12 protein-coding genes and 1 pseudogene are annotated in these 16,371 nt (G+C 70.0%); 4 read left to right on the top strand and 9 right to left on the bottom strand.

The features are described 5' to 3' along the window. Positions 1 to 257 precede the first annotated feature (257 nt). Positions 258 to 821: a calcium-binding protein gene (locus OZN99_RS02190; RefSeq protein WP_270933527.1), complete on the top strand. Its 564-nt coding sequence runs from the start codon at positions 258 to 260 to the stop codon at positions 819 to 821. A 64-nt stretch (positions 822 to 885) separates the two neighbouring features. Here OZN99_RS02190 and OZN99_RS02185 read toward each other — a convergent pair whose 3' ends face one another. The 4 genes from OZN99_RS02185 to OZN99_RS02170 all read right to left on the bottom strand — a co-directional run bounded on the left by OZN99_RS02185 (position 886) and on the right by OZN99_RS02170 (position 6,265). Beyond that, positions 886 to 1,659, bottom strand: coding sequence for a class II aldolase/adducin family protein (locus OZN99_RS02185; RefSeq protein ID WP_270933526.1), 774 nt, complete (start codon positions 1,657 to 1,659; stop codon positions 886 to 888). Positions 1,660 to 1,805: 146 nt separating this feature from the next. Next, a complete protein-coding gene (locus tag OZN99_RS02180) occupies positions 1,806 to 3,143 on the bottom strand; it encodes an amidase (RefSeq protein WP_270933525.1) in 1,338 nt (445 codons plus the stop codon). 184 nt (positions 3,144 to 3,327) lie between these two features. Further along, on the bottom strand, positions 3,328 to 5,013 hold the full coding sequence (locus OZN99_RS02175; RefSeq protein ID WP_270933524.1) for an ABC transporter substrate-binding protein: 1,686 nt from the start codon (positions 5,011 to 5,013) through the stop codon (positions 3,328 to 3,330). Between the two features lie 265 nt (positions 5,014 to 5,278). Next, entirely contained in the window at positions 5,279 to 6,265 is a 987-nt protein-coding gene (locus tag OZN99_RS02170; RefSeq protein ID WP_270933523.1) for a tripartite tricarboxylate transporter substrate binding protein, read from the bottom strand. 215 nt (positions 6,266 to 6,480) lie between these two features. Between OZN99_RS02170 and OZN99_RS02165 the strand changes: the two genes are divergently transcribed. Continuing rightward, entirely contained in the window at positions 6,481 to 8,817 is a 2,337-nt protein-coding gene (locus tag OZN99_RS02165) for a xanthine dehydrogenase family protein molybdopterin-binding subunit (protein ID WP_270933522.1), read from the top strand. Between the two features lie 639 nt (positions 8,818 to 9,456). Here the strand turns inward: OZN99_RS02165 and OZN99_RS02160 are convergent. Further along, positions 9,457 to 10,487 (bottom strand): annotated as a pseudogene (locus OZN99_RS02160) (IS630 family transposase). A gap of 162 nt (positions 10,488 to 10,649) precedes the next feature. Here OZN99_RS02160 and OZN99_RS02155 point away from each other — a divergent pair. After that, positions 10,650 to 11,384, top strand: coding sequence for an aspartate/glutamate racemase family protein (locus tag OZN99_RS02155; RefSeq protein WP_270933521.1), 735 nt, complete (start codon positions 10,650 to 10,652; stop codon positions 11,382 to 11,384). A 41-nt stretch (positions 11,385 to 11,425) separates the two neighbouring features. Here OZN99_RS02155 and OZN99_RS02150 read toward each other — a convergent pair whose 3' ends face one another. Continuing rightward, entirely contained in the window at positions 11,426 to 12,382 is a 957-nt protein-coding gene (locus OZN99_RS02150; protein WP_270933520.1) for a Bug family tripartite tricarboxylate transporter substrate binding protein, read from the bottom strand. Between OZN99_RS02150 and OZN99_RS02145 the strand changes: the two genes are divergently transcribed. Beyond that, entirely contained in the window at positions 12,381 to 12,797 is a 417-nt protein-coding gene (locus OZN99_RS02145; protein WP_270933519.1) for a hypothetical protein, read from the top strand. The two genes, OZN99_RS02150 and OZN99_RS02145, sit on opposite strands and share 2 nt — an antisense overlap. 6 nt (positions 12,798 to 12,803) lie before the next feature. Here the strand turns inward: OZN99_RS02145 and OZN99_RS02140 are convergent, their stop codons facing one another. Genes OZN99_RS02140 through OZN99_RS02130 form a run of 3 tightly spaced genes read right to left on the bottom strand, consistent with a single transcriptional unit; the run spans position 12,804 to position 16,368 of the window. Then, positions 12,804 to 14,042, bottom strand: a complete 1,239-nt coding sequence (locus OZN99_RS02140) for a M24 family metallopeptidase (RefSeq protein WP_270933518.1) — start codon at positions 14,040 to 14,042, stop codon at positions 12,804 to 12,806. Beyond that, complete coding sequence (gene hydA, locus OZN99_RS02135) at positions 14,039 to 15,499, bottom strand: dihydropyrimidinase (RefSeq protein ID WP_270933517.1); 1,461 nt, start codon at positions 15,497 to 15,499, stop codon at positions 14,039 to 14,041. Before hydA ends, OZN99_RS02140 begins: the two co-directional genes overlap by 4 nt. An 8-nt stretch (positions 15,500 to 15,507) precedes the next feature. Continuing rightward, positions 15,508 to 16,368, bottom strand: a complete 861-nt coding sequence (locus OZN99_RS02130) for an NHL repeat-containing protein (RefSeq protein ID WP_270933516.1) — start codon at positions 16,366 to 16,368, stop codon at positions 15,508 to 15,510. Between the last annotated feature and the right edge of the window lie 3 nt (positions 16,369 to 16,371).

Genomic DNA, 16,371 nt, shown 5'->3' with positions numbered 1-16,371 from the left:
GTTCGACCCGGACGGCACCGGCGCCGCGCCCCGCGTGCTGGTCGCCTTCCTCACCGGCGTGCCGGCGGTGCTGGAGAGCGACATCTGGGTCCTGTCGTGATGGGGCGAGGCTGACGCGGCCGGGGGCTCAGCGCCCCCGGGCGCGAGTGCCAGCGCGGCGGCCTCGACCTGCTGGTTGGCGGCGGCGGGGCAGACAGGGTTGACGGCGGAAGCGGCGGCTGAAACTGGGCCGAGCGCCGGGTTGGTGGAGGTCGAGCATGACTTTGATCGTTGCAGGCGGAAACCTGTCGGGCTTAGCCGCCGGTGGTTCGGGCGCCGAGACGCTGCTGGGCGCTGCCGGCGCCGACACCAATCCGGGCGCGAACAACATCGCCGACGCCGACTCGCTGAGCGGGGGCGGCGGCAACGACGTGATCTTCGGCGGCACCGGCCGCGACAGTCTTTTCGGCAATGCGGGCGACGATACGGTCTCCGGCGGCAACGAGGACGACGCGATTTCCCGCGGCACCGGCGGCGACAGTCTGGTCGGCGGAGACGGAATCGACCTGCTAACCTACCGTTCCGACGGCACCGGCGTCTCGGTCAACCTCGGGCTCGGCACCGCATCGGGCGGCCACGCGCAGGGCGACAGCATCTCGGGCTTCGAGGCGCTGTTCGGCGGCTCTGGCAACGACACCCTGATCGGCGACGGCGGAGCCAACGCCCTCGAACAGCTGTCAATCGGCACGCAAACGGGACCCTGGATCGGCGTGCGGAAGGCCCCCTCGGTTTCTACTGCACGGCCGCGGGCGCGGTCGGCGCGAACGTCAGTTGGCGCTTGAGAGCCACGCCGCTCGGGCACCGCGGACCAGAGACTGTTCGATCCCAGTAGCACCCCATCCAGCTTCAAGTCTTGTAAGCCGGATCCTCGCGGTCGAGCTTGCGCAATACGGCTTGGAAGCCGACATCCCCGAAGCTGCGGTCGCCCACGCCCTGCGCCGTGGCGACCGTGGTGTCGATGACGGCCTGTGTCGGCATCGCAAGCGCAGCGCCACCGGATTGCGCCGCGACTTGGATCTCGCAGGTCCGCTCCAGGTAGTGCATCAAGGTGAACGCTTCGGCGATGCTGCGGCCTTGTGTCAGCGTACCGTGATTGCGTAGGAACATCATCGGCCGGCCGCCGAGGTCGGCGATGAACTGCTTCTGCTCCTCCGGCCGCAGGCCGGGGCCATCATAGTCGTGATAGCCGATCTTGCCGCTGTAGGTGACGGCGAACTGGTTGATCGGCAGAAGGCCGGCGGCCTGCGCCGATACCGCCGTGCCGCAAATGGTGTGCAGGTGCATCACCGATTGCGCCGAAGGAACGGCTTCATACACGACGCGGTGCACGATCCAACCGGCCGGGTTCACCGCGCGTCCGCTGTTCGCGACGTCACGACCTTCGATATCCACCTCCATCAGGTTCGACGCCGTGACCTCTTCGAACAGCATCCCGAACGGGATGAACAGGAAACGGCCCTCGCGGCCCGGGATGCGGGCGGAGAGATGGGTGTAGATCAGGTCGTCCATGTTGCGCCGCCCGAAGATCCGGTAGCAGGCCGCCAGCTGGCGACGTGCTTCCAGCTCAGCTGGATCGGCGCAAGTGAAGACGGCATCGGTCTGCGTGCTGGCGACATCCATGGTCATCACCCTGGCGATTGCGGTTCGAACCTTGCCACGCCGGCCGCCCTGACCGGCTGGTCAAGAGAAAGAATGGTCGGCATAGCGTCACACTGCGAGCCGGCGGCGCGCAAGCCGCGACGCCGCGGCGTTGCGCGGCCACCACCTCATCCCTGGGCGGACAGGTCCAACCCGGCGGGCCATGGCGGCGTCCGTCCGGCTTCGAGGCAGGCGGCAAGGTCCAGCAGGGCGTCCTCGCCATGCCAGGGGCCGATGAGCTGCAGCCCGACCGGCAACCGACTGGCTGTGAAGCCGGCTGGGACCGAGATGGCGGGATGCCCCGTCAGGTTGAACGGATAGAGGCAGGCGGCCCATTCGGCATACATCTCGCTGGCCACCGAGCCCCCGGCATCGACCAAGGGCGGGGGAGCCGTCATGGTCGGGGTCGCAAGGACGTCGAACCGGGCGAACAGTCGCTGCACGGCACGAAACAGCGCCGTCCGCCGGTCGGCGGCACGCTGCCAGTCCACCGCGGACCAGCGCGCGGCGCGGGCGATGCTGGTACGGAGCGAGTCGGTGATCTCGGCGGGGAAGCGCTCCGCCAGGGCGCCGATGCGCGTAGCATGGGCGGTGCTCGCGATGACTGCGTAGGTGTCGTAGACGTCGTCGAAGCACGGATCCTGCAGCGGCTCGACGATCGCTCCCCGCTCCGCCAGCAGGCCGACCGCTGCAGTGGTGATGCGGGCGACCTCGGGGTCGGTGCGGTAACGCCCGAAATGCTCGATCCAGCCGATCCGCACACCCCTGGCTGTCGGGTCTGGCGCCCGCACGGCGGGCTTCGGGAGCGCCAGCGACCAGGGATCCACCTGAAGCGGCCCGGCCAGGACTGAGAGCAGCAGCGCGGTGTCCGCCGCATTGCGCGCCATCGGCCCGGTGAACGAGTAGTTCGAGAAGCCGTCGGGCGTTGAATCGTTCGGCACCCGGCCGAGCGTTGCCTTGAGGCCCACGATACCGGTGCAGGAGGCCGGGCAGCGGATGGAGCCGCCGCCATCGGTCCCGATTGCGAGCGGCGCGACGCCGGCCGCGAGCGCCGCGCTCGCTCCGCCGCTCGACCCGCCCGGCGTGTGCGCGGGTCTCCACGGATTGCGGGTGACCCCGTGCAGCGGCGAATCGGTCAGCACCTTGTGCGCGAATTCTGGCAGTGTCGTCTTGCCGATGACGATTGCGCCGGCCGCCTTCGCGCGCGCAACGGTAACGGCGTCGGCCCCCGCCACCACCCCCTCCGTCATCAGCGAGCCCTGCCGGAGCGGCTTGCCGCCAAGTGCCAAATTGTCCTTGACCGTTATGGGCACGCCGTGCAGCGGTCCGAGCGCCGCGCCCTGCATGACTGCCGCCTCCGCCGCCTTGGCGTCGCGCCGCGCATCCTCCTCGGTCAGCAACTGGAACATGTTGAGCCGCGGCTGCAGCCGCCAGGCGCGGTCGAGCACGGCCTCGGTCAGCTCCACGGGCGAGAGCCTGCGGCTTGCGATCAGCCGCGCCGCTTCGGTCGCGGACAGGTGGCAGAGCTCGTCGTTGGACATGGCGCTTCGATCCCTGTGTGGAGGCTTCAGGACGGCAAAGCGCCGGACCCGGTGGCGGACCGCCGCGGGGCCGCCGCAGTCCGCCCCCGCTGACCCGTTCCTGTCACGCCTATTCCTTCCGGACGTTCCAGAAGTAGGCGACCGACCCGTCCAGTACGCCCCTCACCTGATCGCGGAAGGCGGTGCGCACGAAGAACTGCCCGAGCGGTATCGTCGGGACCTGGTCCAGTGCCCGACGATGGACGGCGTCGAACAACGCCTGCTGCTGCGCGGGCGCCTCCGCGAAGAGCCATTCCGCGGTGAGCCGCTCGGTCTCGGCATCGGTGAAGAAGCCGGGCCAGGCGCCGTCACCGCGGATCGCCGTGTTCAGCGCGGGGTTGGCGATTGCTACGCCCGGCAGGTTGGTGTGATAGAAGCTCCAGCCGTTGCGCTCGACCGGCTCGCGCGAGATCCGGCGCTGCAGCACGCTGCCCCAATCCATCTCCTGCAGATCCACGTTGAGGCCCAGCGAGCGGAAGAGCTGGGCGGTCACGTGCCCGTGCGGCCCGATCACCGGAAGGTCCGTGGGGTTGATGATCACGACTCTCTCGCCGGCGTAGCCGGAGGCCCGCACCGCCTCGCGCGCCCTGTTCAGGTCGCGCGGCCCGCGCATGATCGGGGCCGCTTCCTCATTCACTCCCGGCATGCCGCACGTGAACATCGCGAAGCAGCGCCGCCAGGCGTCGGGAGCCTCAGGCCCCACGGTCGCCTGCATGTAGTCCTCCTGCCTGATGGCGGAGAGGACGGCGCGGCGTAGCTGCACGTTGTTGAACGGCGGGTGAAGGACGTTGAAGCGGCCTAGGCCGACGAAGCCGTACTGGTCCTTAGGCTGCACGCGGACGCCACCCCGGCGCAGCAGGACCGGGATCAGATCCGGCATCGCCTGTTCCCACCAGTCGATCTCGCCGCGCTGCAGGGCCGCCGCCGCAGTCGCCGGGTCCGGCATCACCCGCCATTCCACCCGGTCCACATGCGCACGCTTGCCGCCGGAGGTCCACTCGGCCGGCTCCTCGCGCGGCACGTAGCCCTCGAACCGCTCGTACACCATGCGAGAGCCGGAGACGTACTCCGATGCCCTGAACCGGAAGGGGCCGGAGCCGATCATCTCCGTCACCTGCCGCATCGGATCGGTGCGCGCCAGGTGTTCCGGCATGATGAAGGCCGGCGAGGAATGAGGTTTGCCGATCGCGTCGAGAAAGCGCGGGAAGGGACGCTTCAGCGTCACGCGCACGGTGCGGTCGTCGGCGGCGCCGAAGCTGTCCACCACCGCGCCGAGCGTCTGCCCGAACGTGTCGCGCTTACTCCAGCGGTCCAGGCTAGCGGCGCAGTCCTGTGCTCGCACCGGCTCGCCGTTGTGGAAGCGCAGGTCGTCCCGCAACGTGACCAGCCAGGTGCGACCATCGTCCGACACGGTCGCGCCCGCTGCCATCTGCGGCCGCGGCCGGAGCTGCGCATCCACGCCGTACAGCGTGTCGAAAACGCAGTAGCCATGGGCGATGGTGACGGCGGCAGTGTTCCAGACCGGGTCGAACACCGAGAGGTTAGCCTGCGGGACGAAGCGGAGGATGCGCGCCTCGTTGGCCCGGCCGATGGACGGCGCGGCGAAGGGGAGCAGCGCGGTCCCGGAGGTTTTCAGCAGGGTGCGACGCGATACCGCCATGCTCATCCGCTCCGTTCCTGCTCGCCTGTCGAGTGGGCGCTGTTCGTGAGAGAAATCAAGCTCTGCCACTAGTCCCAACCGCGGAGAAATGCGCATCCCGACGGCTGCGGTGCACGGCCATGACGATCCAACTTGGCGTTGGATCTTCAGCGGACACTGAAACGCTATGCTAACCAGCAACCAGCATCAAGCGACAAAGGACGGCGATCGACACGTGCGGCCACGACACCTCGCCGCGGAACGGCTGCACCGGCCACGCAATGCTACGGCCTAGAATCTGGCCGCGCGTCCCCGACGGATCCTCACTGCGTGGACGAATCCGTGATGCAGGACTGTCAGGCGGAACGCGCCGCGGCGCCGCTCAGTCGACCTTGCCGATCTTCCTCACGGTCGCGATGAGGCGAGCGTTGTCGGCTTCCAGGAAGCGGCTGAACTCCGGCGTGTCGAGATAGGCGGGAAGGCTGCCCGCCCGCTGGAACACCTGCAGGACCTCGGGGCTGGTCATGGCTGTCCGCATCGCCTCGCGCAGGCGCGACAGGACCGGCGCGGGTACGCCGCGCGGCGCGAAGAGGCCGGCCCAGCCGAGGAACTCCACGTCGCTCCAGCCTAGCTCCTTCAGTGTCGGCACGTCAGGATGCTCGGCCAGGCGCTCAGCGCCCCAACTCGCCAGCGCGCGAACGCGGCCGGCCTCCATATGCTGCCTGACGATGCCGGGCGAGGTGGCGAGGGCGGCAACGGTCCCCGACAGTAGCGCGGTCATGGCCGGCGCTCCGCCCCGGAAAGGCACGTGCAGCAGCTGGACGCCCGCGGCGGCGGTCAGCATCTCCATCGCCACGTGCACGACGCCGTAGGAGCCAGACGAGCCGTAGCTAATGGCCCCAGGACGCCGGCGCGCATCCTCAATGAAGTCGTGCGCGCTGCGCCAGGGCGAGCCCGCCGCCACGGCGAGGAAGAAGGGATCGCCGATGATCCGTGCGATCGGCTCCAGCTGCGTGACCTCGTAGCTCGGCTGCCGCTCGAACAGCCGGTCCGCCTCGGGCAGGACCGCGAGCGAGGCCAGCGTCACGAGCAGCGTGTAGCCGTCGGGCGCGGCCCGGGCCGCCGCGGCATTGCCGACCGAACCGCCGCCGGCGCCGCCGCGGTTGTCGATGACCACCGGACGGCCAAGGGTCTGCTCTAGCGAGGCCGAGATGCCGCGCGCCGCGATGTCGGCCTGGCCGCCTGGCGGGAAGGGCACGATCAGCGTGATCGGACGGGTGGGCCATTGGCTCTGCGCGAGCGTGGGCCGGGCGAGAGGCGGCAGGCCTGCAAGGGTCGCGATGCCGCTTACGAGGTGTCGACGACGCATCGGGCTGCTCCGGCGCAGGTTGCGCGACGGATCGGCCGTGCCGGACCTGCCGTGCCGTGTCCATCGCGCCGATGATGACCAGGAACGCCATTCGGCGCAACGAAACGATCGCCCGCCGCGCCGCCTTGCGGGTGCTGATCACTCTCCACTACGGTTCGTCGGCATGGCGCGTCGGCCGGATCGCGCGGCGCGCCGGACGACGCGTGGAGAGGCGGATGGACCGGTTTGCCGTTGGACGCGCAGTGCCGCGCGTCGAGGACCCGCGGCTACTGCGCGGCGGCGGCCGATACCTCGACGACATCCTGCTTCCCGGCATGGCCTTCGCGCATGTCCTGCGCTCGCCGCACGCCCATGCGCGCGTCGTCTCCGTGGATGCGCGCCGCGCGCGTGCGATGCCTGGCGTGCTGCTGGTGCTGACGGACACGGATTGGGCGGCCTCGGGCTGGGGCGACCTGCCGGTCCCGCGGGACCAGAAGCTGCGGGATGGCCGGCCCGGCCATGTCGCGCCTTATCCCTCGCTGCCCTCGGATCGTGTCCGCTGGGTGGGCGATTACGTCGCGATGGTCGTCGCGGAGAGCGCAGCCCTGGCCGCCGACGCCGCCGAAGCGATCGAGGTCGGCTACGAGCCGGTGCCGGCCGTCACCTCGGCCCGGCTGGCGCTGCAGCCCGGCGCGCCGCGCGTCTGGGACGATTGCGAGGACAATATCTGCTTCGTCCGCGCGGCGGGCGACGCGGCGGCGGTGGAGGCGGCCTTCGCGCGGGCCGCGCATGTCGTCTGTGGCGCCTTCGCGATCAACCGCGTCACGGCAGCGCCGATGGAGACGCGGGCCTGCATAGGGCAGTTCGACCCCGGCTCGGGCCGCTACACAATCCATGCGCAGACGCAGGGAGTGCACGTCTTCAGGGCCGAGCTGGCGCAGGTCATGCGCGTACCGGAGCACCGCGTGCACGTGATTACCGGCGACCAAGGCGGCAGCTTCGGCCAGAAGACGGCCGTCTTCAACGAGAGCCCGCTCGTCCTGCTCGCAGCGAAGCTGACGGGGCGGCCCGTGAAGTGGGTCGAGACGCGATCCGAGGCGTTCCTCGGCGATCCCGACGCGCGCGACAACGTCACCGAAGCCGAGCTGGCGCTGGACGCGGACGGCATCTTCCTCGGGATGCGGGTACGCACCATCGCCAATATCGGCGCGCACCTGCAGCAGGGCGGGGCGAACTTCCTGAACAATCTCGGCACGCTGGCCGGCGTCTACCGCACGCCTGCCATCCATGCGGAGGTGACCGCTGTCTACACGCACACGAATCCGGTGCGCGCATACCGCGGGAACGGCCGGCCGGAAGCGGCCTATGTGATCGAGCGCCTGGTGGACCTCGCCGCGCGGCGGACCGGCATCGACGGCGTGGAGCTGCGCCGACGGAACATGATCCCGCCGGAGGCGATGCCGTTCCGGACCGGCCTGACCTTCACCTACGACAGCGGCGACTTTCCGGCCGTCCTGCAGGCCTGCCTCGACTTGGCTCGCGTGGATGGCTTTGCAAGCCGGCGGGAGGAGTCGGAACGACGGGGCAGGCTGCGCGGCATGGGAGTTTCCTATTCGATCGAACGGGCCGGCACGCTCGGCTTCGAGGGCGCCGAGGTGCGCTTCGACCGCTCCGGCGCGGCGACGCTGCTCTCGGGCAGCATCTCGCATGGCCAGGGGCACGAGACTGTCTTCAAGCAGCTGGCCTGCAGCCGGCTCGGCCTGGAGCCGGAGGACGTGGACTACGTGCAGGGCGACAGCGACAAGGTCTTCTTCGGGCAGGGGACCGGCGGGTCGCGCTCCGCCACGCTCTCGGGCTCCGCCTTCAACGGCGCGCTTGAGAAGGTGATCGCGAAGGCCCGGCTGCTCGCGGCGCACCAGTTCGGCGTCCCGGCGGAGGAGGTGAGCTTCACCGACGGCGTCTTCGCTGCGCCCGGCACGAACCGCACGCTGACGATCAAGGACGTCGCACGCGACAGCATGAACCCGGGGAAAGTTCCGCGCGAGATGGAGGGCGGCCTGGCCGCCACCTCGGTCTATCGCGCCGAGGTGGAGAACTATCCGAATGGCTGCCATGTCTGCGAAGTGGAGATCGACCCGGAGACCGGTGAGACGCGCGTGGTCCGCTACACGGTCGTAGACGATGTCGGGACCGTGCTCAACCCGCTGCTGTTGCACGGGCAGATCCATGGTGGCGTCGCCCAGGGGATCGGCCAGGTCCTGCTCGAGGACATCCGGTTCGACGAGGCGACCGGTCAGCGGCTGACCGGATCCTTCATGGACTACGCCATGCCGCGGGCCGACCAGATCTGCGATATCGAGGTCGATGCCCATCCGGTGCCGACGCCGACGAACCCGCTCGGCGTGAAGGGAGCGGGGGAAGCCGGCTGTGTCGGCGCGCTGCCCGCGGTGGCGAATGCGATCGCCGATGCACTGGCGCCATTCGGAGCAACGAGTATTCCCATGCCGGCCAAGCCTGAATGGATCTGGAGGGCAATCCAGACCGGCCGTGCCGCCGCGAGCGGAAGCCACTGACCACTGCGCACCGGCAGACGCTTAGAACGTGCGGCCGAACGTCAATCGAACCGATGGCGGCTGTTGCCCCGGATAGCCGCCATGACGAAGGGGGCAGTGTCCCTGCCGTGGATGCACCCTCTGGCAAGAGACTTTCGTTTCCCGGTTTCCTTTCCTGCAGGGGCGGGGCGGGAATTCGAACCTTCAGCCCCAACCCTCCAAATTGGCTTAATCGCCGAGGTCAGATGGCCACCGTGATGTATTGGCATCGTTGGTTGCGCGTCCCCGCATCTCCAAATTTCCGAACAAAAGAACACATCAAGCCCGCTGGCCGGCGCCAGCGGGCTTGCTGCGTTGTTGCGGCCGCCGACACCGGCCGCCCGCAGCATCGACGCCAAGTGCCCGATCAGCTCGATCCGGTGACCCTCGCCGGGCGCCGACGGGAGATGCACCTCGACGCGCTCCATCAGGGCCCGCATGGTCTCGAGGGCTTCAATCGTCGTTGCTTTCGTCCGGTCAGCAAGTTGGGCGCGCAGGTCGCCAACTCGCTCCCGATACACCACCGTGGATCTGAGGTTGCTCCGGTTCCGTGGACGGTTAGCGGGTAGGGACCATACCCAGCGGACTATGGATTGACGTGTCGGGCCTAATCGGAATCGGTCAGGAACGGATGCGGCCAATCTCGGCGGTGAGGTTGTTGCAGGCGGCGCAGCAGGCATCGACGATGGCGCGCGTGCCGGCGAACAGCCGCCCCGACAGGTAGCGGTCGTGCAGATACAGCCAGACCTTCTCGATGGCGTTCAACTCGGGCGAATCGGGCGGCAGATGGACGAGGGTGATGTTCGGCGGGACGCACAGGTCGTTCGCCGTGTGCCAGCCGGCGTTGTCGATCAGCATGGCGGCATGCGTGCCGGGCGGCAGTTGCGACGAGACCTCCTCGAGAAGCAGGTTCATCGCCACGACCGAGACGTGGGTCAATACCAGGGCGGTGCGGGTGTCGCGGGCGGGACAGACGGCACCTAAGATGTAGACCGATCGGTAGCTCTGGTCCTTGAGCATCCTCGGCCGCATGCCGCGCTGGAATCAGCGGCGGACAATGCGCCCCTTCTGGCCTACGCGGGCCTCGTCCTGGAACCAGACCTCGATCCGCTCGGCCTCCGGATGGTCGGCCGTGATCTGCGCGAGGGCAGCGGCGAAGCCCCTTTTTGAACCGCTCCTGGGCAGCGAGGTCCGTCTCGGCGTGCCGTGGCCGCGGCGTCTGGCAGGACAAGTCGAGCCGATGCAGCAGCTTGCCCAACCCGCTCTCGTCACAACCGACCCCAAAGCGCTCGCGCACGATCCGGCAGAGATCGGTCAGCCGCCAGGTAGAGACCCCATCAACCTCGGGATTCGGGCCCGGTCAGCACGATCGCCTTCAACGTCGCCTGCTGGCCCTCCGTCAGCCGGCACGGCCGGCCGTCGCCCCGGTGATCGGACAGCGCGGCAGGCCCACCGCGGTTGTAGCGGATCACCCGGTCACGCAGCGTCTGCCGGTCCATCCCAGCAATCTGTGCCGCCGCCTCCCGGCTCATCTCCTCCAGTGCCGCTGCGATCGCCAACAGCCGCCGCGACACCCGCGAATCGTCCCCGGCTCGCGCCAGCCGCCGCAGTTCAGCAGGTGGCACATCCTCCCGGATGATCAGCGCCGGCATGCTCCGCTCCCCGAAGCCATGCACGCTGATGAATCACGACCGACGGCATCGCCTCAAGCCAAAAAGTCAGCCCTTCGGCCGCCGGGTATCGAGCCTCGGGGTGTCCACGAAACCGGTTCAACCCCAACTTCCAACTTCAACTTCAGTCAGGAGGCCACGCACATGCTGATCCTGCTCGCGAACCCGAACACCTCGGCGGGCATCACCGACGGGATGGCGAAGGCCGCGTGCGCCGCCGCGTCACCGGGAACCGAGATCAAGCCCGTGACCGCGGGCTTCGGGGCGAAGGTCATCGGCAGCCGGATGGAGATGGTCATCGGCGACTACGCGAGCCTGGACCTGGTAGCGCGGGAGGGGGCGGGTTGTGATGCGGTGATCGTCGCGGCCGCGATCGACAGCGGCCTGCGCGCCGTGAAGCAGATGATGTCCTGCCCGGTGCTCGGCCTCACGGAGGCCGCGTTGCACGCTGCCTGCCTTGTTGGCGGAAGCTTCGGGCTGGTCGTGTCATCCGGTCGCACGGGCATTGTCATGCGTGAAATGGTGGCGGGCTACGGGCTCTCCAGCCGCCTCGCAGGCGTGCGCTCGGTCGGGATCGACCCGGCCGCGCTCTACGCAGAGCCGGAGGCTGCGTTGGACAGGCTGGCGACGACAGCGCTGGCGCTCGTCGAGCACGACGGTGCGGATGCCGTGGTGCTGATCGGTGCCGTGATGGCCGGCCTGCCGCCGCTCCTGCAGACACGCGTCCCGGTGCCGGTGCTGGAGGGGGTTGCCTGCGCCGTCCCGCTGGCGGAGGCGATGGTCAGGATCGCCCCGGCCAAGGCGACGGCGGGAAGTTTCGCCCGTCCGCATGGCCGCGAGGTGTCGGGCGTCGGCGATGCCCTTGCGGCGCGCTTCTGACAGGCGATGGCCGTCGGCGGCGTGGCAGGCCGCCTGTGCCGTCAACGGATCCTGGCTGCCACCGGTGCCCAGCGCGCCACCTCTGCCCGCAGATGGGCCAGCGCCGCCTCGGGCGACGTGTCCGGCCAGGTTTCCACGCCGATGCGGCGCAGCCGGTCCACCGTGACCGGATCCGCCAGCGCGGTTCGGGCCGCCGCCCGCAGGGTCGCCAACGCTTCCGCGGGAATGTCCGGACGGGCGAGGAGGACCTGCCAGGCAGTGACCTCGTAACCCGGCACGCCGGCCTCCTGCAGGGTCGGCAGGTCGGGCCAATCCGGCGACCGCACGGCGGCGCTGACGGCCAGCGCGCGAACGCGGCCCGCCTCGACCAGCGGCCGGAGCATGGTGGGAGTCTCGATCGTCATCTGCAGGCGACCCGCCGCGAGATCCTGCACGGCCGCCGCGGAAGCGCGATACGGCACGATCGTGAAGTCCAGGCCCATGGCGATCTTGAGCAGCTCGCCGGCCATGGCGTTCGTCGTCCCGGGCGTTCCCGCGCCATAGTTCACCGAGCTGCCCTGCCGGCGCAGCCAGGCCAGCAGCTCGGGCACGTCCCGTGCCGGCACGTCGGTGTGGACGGCGAGCAGGAAGGACTGCCGCGCGGCGAGCGCGATGGGTGCGAAGGCCGTCACCGGGTCGTGCGGGAAGTTGGGATACAGCTCGTGCATGACCGGATGGTTGTTGGTCGCGACCATGAGCGTGTAGCCGTCCGCCGGCGCGCGCAGCAGCGCGAGGGCGCCGATCGTGCTGCCGGCTCCGACGACGTTCTCCGGCACGACAACGCGGCCCAGCGTGCCTCCGAGCTGTTCTGCGAGGATGCGGCCCACCGCGTCCGTCAGGCCGCCCACGCTGACCGGAAGGATCATCCGCAGCGGGCGCGACGGAAACCGTTCCTGGCCCGTTGCCGTCTGGGCGAGGCCGGCCGCGGCAGTCGAGAGCAGCAGGCGCCGTGACAGCATGGCTGAGCGCTCCTTCGGCGTGTTGTCGGTTCCGGCGGAACGAGCCTGTCCGCGTGGAGAAGCCTATTGTGCGGTGCGCAACGCCGCAACGGCAGTCTTGCTCGGCGCCTCGATGTCCCGCGACAGCAGTGATCGCGGCACTGCCCTGACAGGCACCTTCCTGCGTGGCTCGGGCCGGCAGCACCGGGCTGACCGGATCCCGCACCGGATGTCACGAGAGAAAGCTCACCGCGCTTTCCCCTCCATTCCCAGCGCACCGCTGCTGGCGGCGGCGGTCGGGCCAGGCTTCGGGATGGTGGTGCTGGTGCTGGCTCTGATCCTGTGGCCGCGCTTCGCCCCGCTGGTGCGCGCTCGGGCGATGGCAGCCTGCTGGCGCGACTTTGTGACGGCTTCGCGCATCCTACGTGGCGTCTGAGTTCGGTCAGTAGATTGCGAGCTCTCGCGGGGCGTGTGTGAGCAACTCCGTGCCCGTCTCCGTCACCAGCACCATGTCGCCGAGCGCGGCGCCACCGAATTCGGGGTCGAACATGATCGGGTGCAACTCCAGCACCATGCCGGGACGCGCCTCGATACGCGGGCGCGCGCCGGGGGGCGGGACCTGCTCGGTATAGGAGACCGGGAAGGCAGTCGTCGCGACGGGGTCGTAGTAGGAAAGGCCGAGGCCGTGCCCGGCGCGGGAGAATGTCATGCCCCGCGCGCGCCAGTCGGGCCAGGCGCGCTCGAGCGTCGCGACCGCGGCGTCGTGCACCTCCCACAGGTCGCAGCCGGGCTGCAGCGCGGCGAGGCTTGCGGCGTGGATCTCCCGCGCCAGGTCGTGGAAGGCGCGCTGCGCTGCCGGGGGCTCGCCGAGATGGCCGCTGCGCACGGCATGGGCCCAGTGGCCGTGCAGCGTGACCGCGACGCCCGCCAGAAGCTGGTCGCCCTCCCGCGGGACATGGCCGCATTCGGCGGCGAAGTAGCGGCAGTAGTCGGCACGCCGCCCGCCCGATATCCAGGTGTTGACGAAGTCGCAGCCGGCCTCCCGCGCCACCTGCTCCATGCGCGCCTTCAGCACGAACATTGGCACGCCGGCGCGGGCGTGGCGGGCCAGCTCGGCGAACATCGCGTCGCAGATCGCCGCCCCGGCGCGATGGATGGCGAGCTGCTCGGCATCCTTCGCGACGCGGAACCCGTCGAGCAGGCCCTCGACATCCACCCAACCGGCGCCGGGCAGCCCTTCGGCGAGCGGCATCCAGACGCCGAGCGGCATCTCGGCGCGGCCGACGATGCCGATGCGCTTCGCCCCGCGCCCGGCGAGCCAGCCGGCGGCCAGCGCGCCGTAGCGCGCGGGGCCCACGGCGCGAATGTCGGCGATGTCCGTCATCTGCTGCGCCTTGCGCATCAGCGTGTGGTAGGCGACGAGCAGCACTGGCGCGGCGTTCGGCGCGGCCAGCAGCAGCGAGGGCGTCGGCCCGCCATCCCAGTCGCAGAGATAGCGCGCATAGCCGAGCGCCGTCGTGTCGGCGCCGAGACCGAGGCCGTGGCTGGCGACCACGAGCGCGTCGATCCCGTGACTGCGTAGATGGGCGAGTGCCGCTGCGCGGCGGGCGGCGAAGGTTGCCGGGGGGAGGGGCGGATGGCCGAGCGCCAAGGCGGGGCGTGCTGCGGGATGCGGCGTCACTGCAGGTCGGGATGCGTGACGCGCTGGCCGAAGGGATCGTAGCCCGAGGGAAAGCGGCCGGCCGGCCGCAGCCAGTCATACGCCGCGCGGGGCAGCCACTGCCCTTGCCCTTCGCGGCCGAGATAGCGGCCCTTGTGGTGCACGACCTCGCCACGCAGCAGCGTCGTCTCCGCCCAGCCGGTCAGCACCATGCCCTCATAGGGGGTGTAGTCCACGGCGTGGTGCAGCGCTGCATTGGTCACGCGATCGGTGCGTCCCGGATCCCAGACGACGAGGTCGGCATCCGAGCCGATCGCGATGGTGCCCTTGCGCGGATAGAGCCCGAAGGTGCGCGCGGCGTTGGTGGAGGAGAGCGCCACGAACTCGCATGGCGTGATGCGCCCCGGCGCGACGCCCTCCGACCACAGGATCGACAGCCGCGTCTCGACGCCCGGGATGCCGTTCGGGATCTGGTCCAGGGGCGCATCCTCGCCCCAGCGCTTCTTGCCGTCGGCCGCGTCAAAGTTGACGGGCGCATGGTCGGAGGTGACGACGTCCAGCACGCCGCGCTTCAGGTAGTCCCACAGCGCGTGGCGATCCGCGCTGCCGCGCGGGGCGGGGCCGAAGACCCATTTCGCCGCCTCGAAGCCCGGCCGGTTCAGGTCGGCGGCGGACAGCGCGAGATACTGCACGCAGGTCTCGCCGTGCACCCGCGCGCCACGGCGCTGCGCGGCCTCGATCTCCGCCGCCGCCTCGGGCGCGCTGACGTGGAAGACCTGGATGGGCGTGTCGAGCAGCTCGGCAAAGGACGCGATGCGGTGCACTGCCTCGCGCTCGCCGATCGCGGGCTTCAGCACGGCATGGAACTTCGGGTGGCGGAAGCCGCCGGCGGCAAGGCGCTCCGCCATGAACTGGTGGATGCCCCAGTTCTCGGCATGCACCGTCACCAGCGCGCCATGCTCGCGTGCGACCGCGAGGACCCGCAGCAGCGCCAGGTCGTCGAGCCAGTTCGCCTTGCCCGTCATGAACACCTTGACGGAGCGATGACCTGCCGCGATCAGGGCCGGCAGCTCCTCGGCCAGCACCTGCTCGCTCGGGTTCCGCAGCCACAGGTGGAAGGCGTAGTCCACCGCGCAGCGCGTCGCGCGCTGCGCGTATTCCGGCACGATGTCGGCGAAGCGCCCCTCCCGCGGCTGCAGCGCGAAGCAGATGACGGTGGTGGTGCCGCCGCAGGCCGCGGAGCGCGTAGCGGTGAAGAGGTCGTCGGCGTTTACAACGCCCCCGCTCATCCGCTGCTCGGCATGGCAATGGCTGTCCACGCCACCGGGAATGACGAGCCTCCCGCGGGCCTCGATCTCGGTCCGGCCCGACAGGCGTGGGGCGAGCGCGGTGACGATCCCGCCATCCACGCCGATGTCGGCGGCAAAGATGTCGGCGGCCGTCACCACCGTGCCGTTGCGGATCACCAGGTCGTGCATGGCGCGGCTCAGCCCTTCGGGACCAGGCGGGTGACGCGGTTGTCGCGGATCTCGGCCAGGTAGATGCGCCCCGCCGCGTCGCGTGCCAGGCCGTGGCCCGCATTCAGCACCGCGCGGCAGCGCCCGACCAGGCGGCCATCCGGCGCGATGCGCGAGAGGCGCGGGATCTGGTCGCTGACCAGGATGCAGCCATCCGGCTCCACCACGATGCCCATGGGATGGAACAGGTCGGCGACCTGCCACAGAAAGCGGCCTTCGGTGTCGAAGGCCTGGATGCGGTTGTTCTCGCGGTCACAGACGATGACCTCGCCCGACAGACCAAAGGCGAGGTCGTGCGGCGTGGTGAACTCGCCCGGACTGGCGCCGGGCGTGCCCCAGCTGCGCAGATGCGTGCCATCCGCGGCGAAACGATGGACCTGGGAATGTCCGTAGCCGTCGGTGACGAAGATGTCGCCGGAGGGGTGGATCGCCGCATTGGTCGGGTGGCTGAACGGGCGGCCCGGCCGGTTGCGCTCGCCCAGCACCAGCCGCGTGCGTCCTTCCGCATCCAGCACGCGGATCTCGTGGCGGTCGCGGTCGGCCAGCAGGATCTCGCCGCGGGGACCGATGGTCACGCCGTGCCCATCGCTCACCTCCGGCACGACCAGGCTGCGTAGCACCTCGCCCGCCGGCGACAGCACCACCAACACCGGCAGGCCCGGCGGATCGACGTAGCGGTCGTAGCGCACCAGCACATGCACGCGATCGGCGTCGTCCACCGCGACGTCGGTCACGCGGCCGCCGCGGAAGGCGGCGCCGTCCACCCCCCAAGGACGCTCCACCTCGTAGAGCGCCGCGCCCAGCGCGACGACCAGCTTGTCCTGGAGCATGTC

Source organism: Falsiroseomonas oryzae (assembly GCF_027856955.1).
GTDB lineage: Bacteria > Pseudomonadota > Alphaproteobacteria > Acetobacterales > Acetobacteraceae > Falsiroseomonas > Falsiroseomonas oryzae.
Note: the sequence above shows the minus strand (reverse complement) of the source record. Positions and strands in the feature narration are given on the sequence as shown.

Coding starts and splice junctions, on each gene's coding strand:
- OZN99_RS02130 (WP_270933516.1), bottom strand. CDS start 16,368: ATGCTCCAGGACAAGCTGGTCGTCGCGCTGGGCGCGGCGCTCTACGAG.
- OZN99_RS02150 (WP_270933520.1), bottom strand. CDS start 12,382: ATGCTGTCACGGCGCCTGCTGCTCTCGACTGCCGCGGCCGGCCTCGCC.
- OZN99_RS02190 (WP_270933527.1), top strand. CDS start 258: ATGACTTTGATCGTTGCAGGCGGAAACCTGTCGGGCTTAGCCGCCGGT.
- OZN99_RS02155 (WP_270933521.1), top strand. CDS start 10,650: ATGCTGATCCTGCTCGCGAACCCGAACACCTCGGCGGGCATCACCGAC.
- OZN99_RS02145 (WP_270933519.1), top strand. CDS start 12,381: ATGGCTGAGCGCTCCTTCGGCGTGTTGTCGGTTCCGGCGGAACGAGCC.
- OZN99_RS02165 (WP_270933522.1), top strand. CDS start 6,481: ATGGACCGGTTTGCCGTTGGACGCGCAGTGCCGCGCGTCGAGGACCCG.
- hydA (WP_270933517.1), bottom strand. CDS start 15,499: ATGCACGACCTGGTGATCCGCAACGGCACGGTGGTGACGGCCGCCGAC.
- OZN99_RS02170 (WP_270933523.1), bottom strand. CDS start 6,265: ATGCGTCGTCGACACCTCGTAAGCGGCATCGCGACCCTTGCAGGCCTG.
- OZN99_RS02175 (WP_270933524.1), bottom strand. CDS start 5,013: ATGCGCATTTCTCCGCGGTTGGGACTAGTGGCAGAGCTTGATTTCTCT.
- OZN99_RS02185 (WP_270933526.1), bottom strand. CDS start 1,659: ATGGATGTCGCCAGCACGCAGACCGATGCCGTCTTCACTTGCGCCGAT.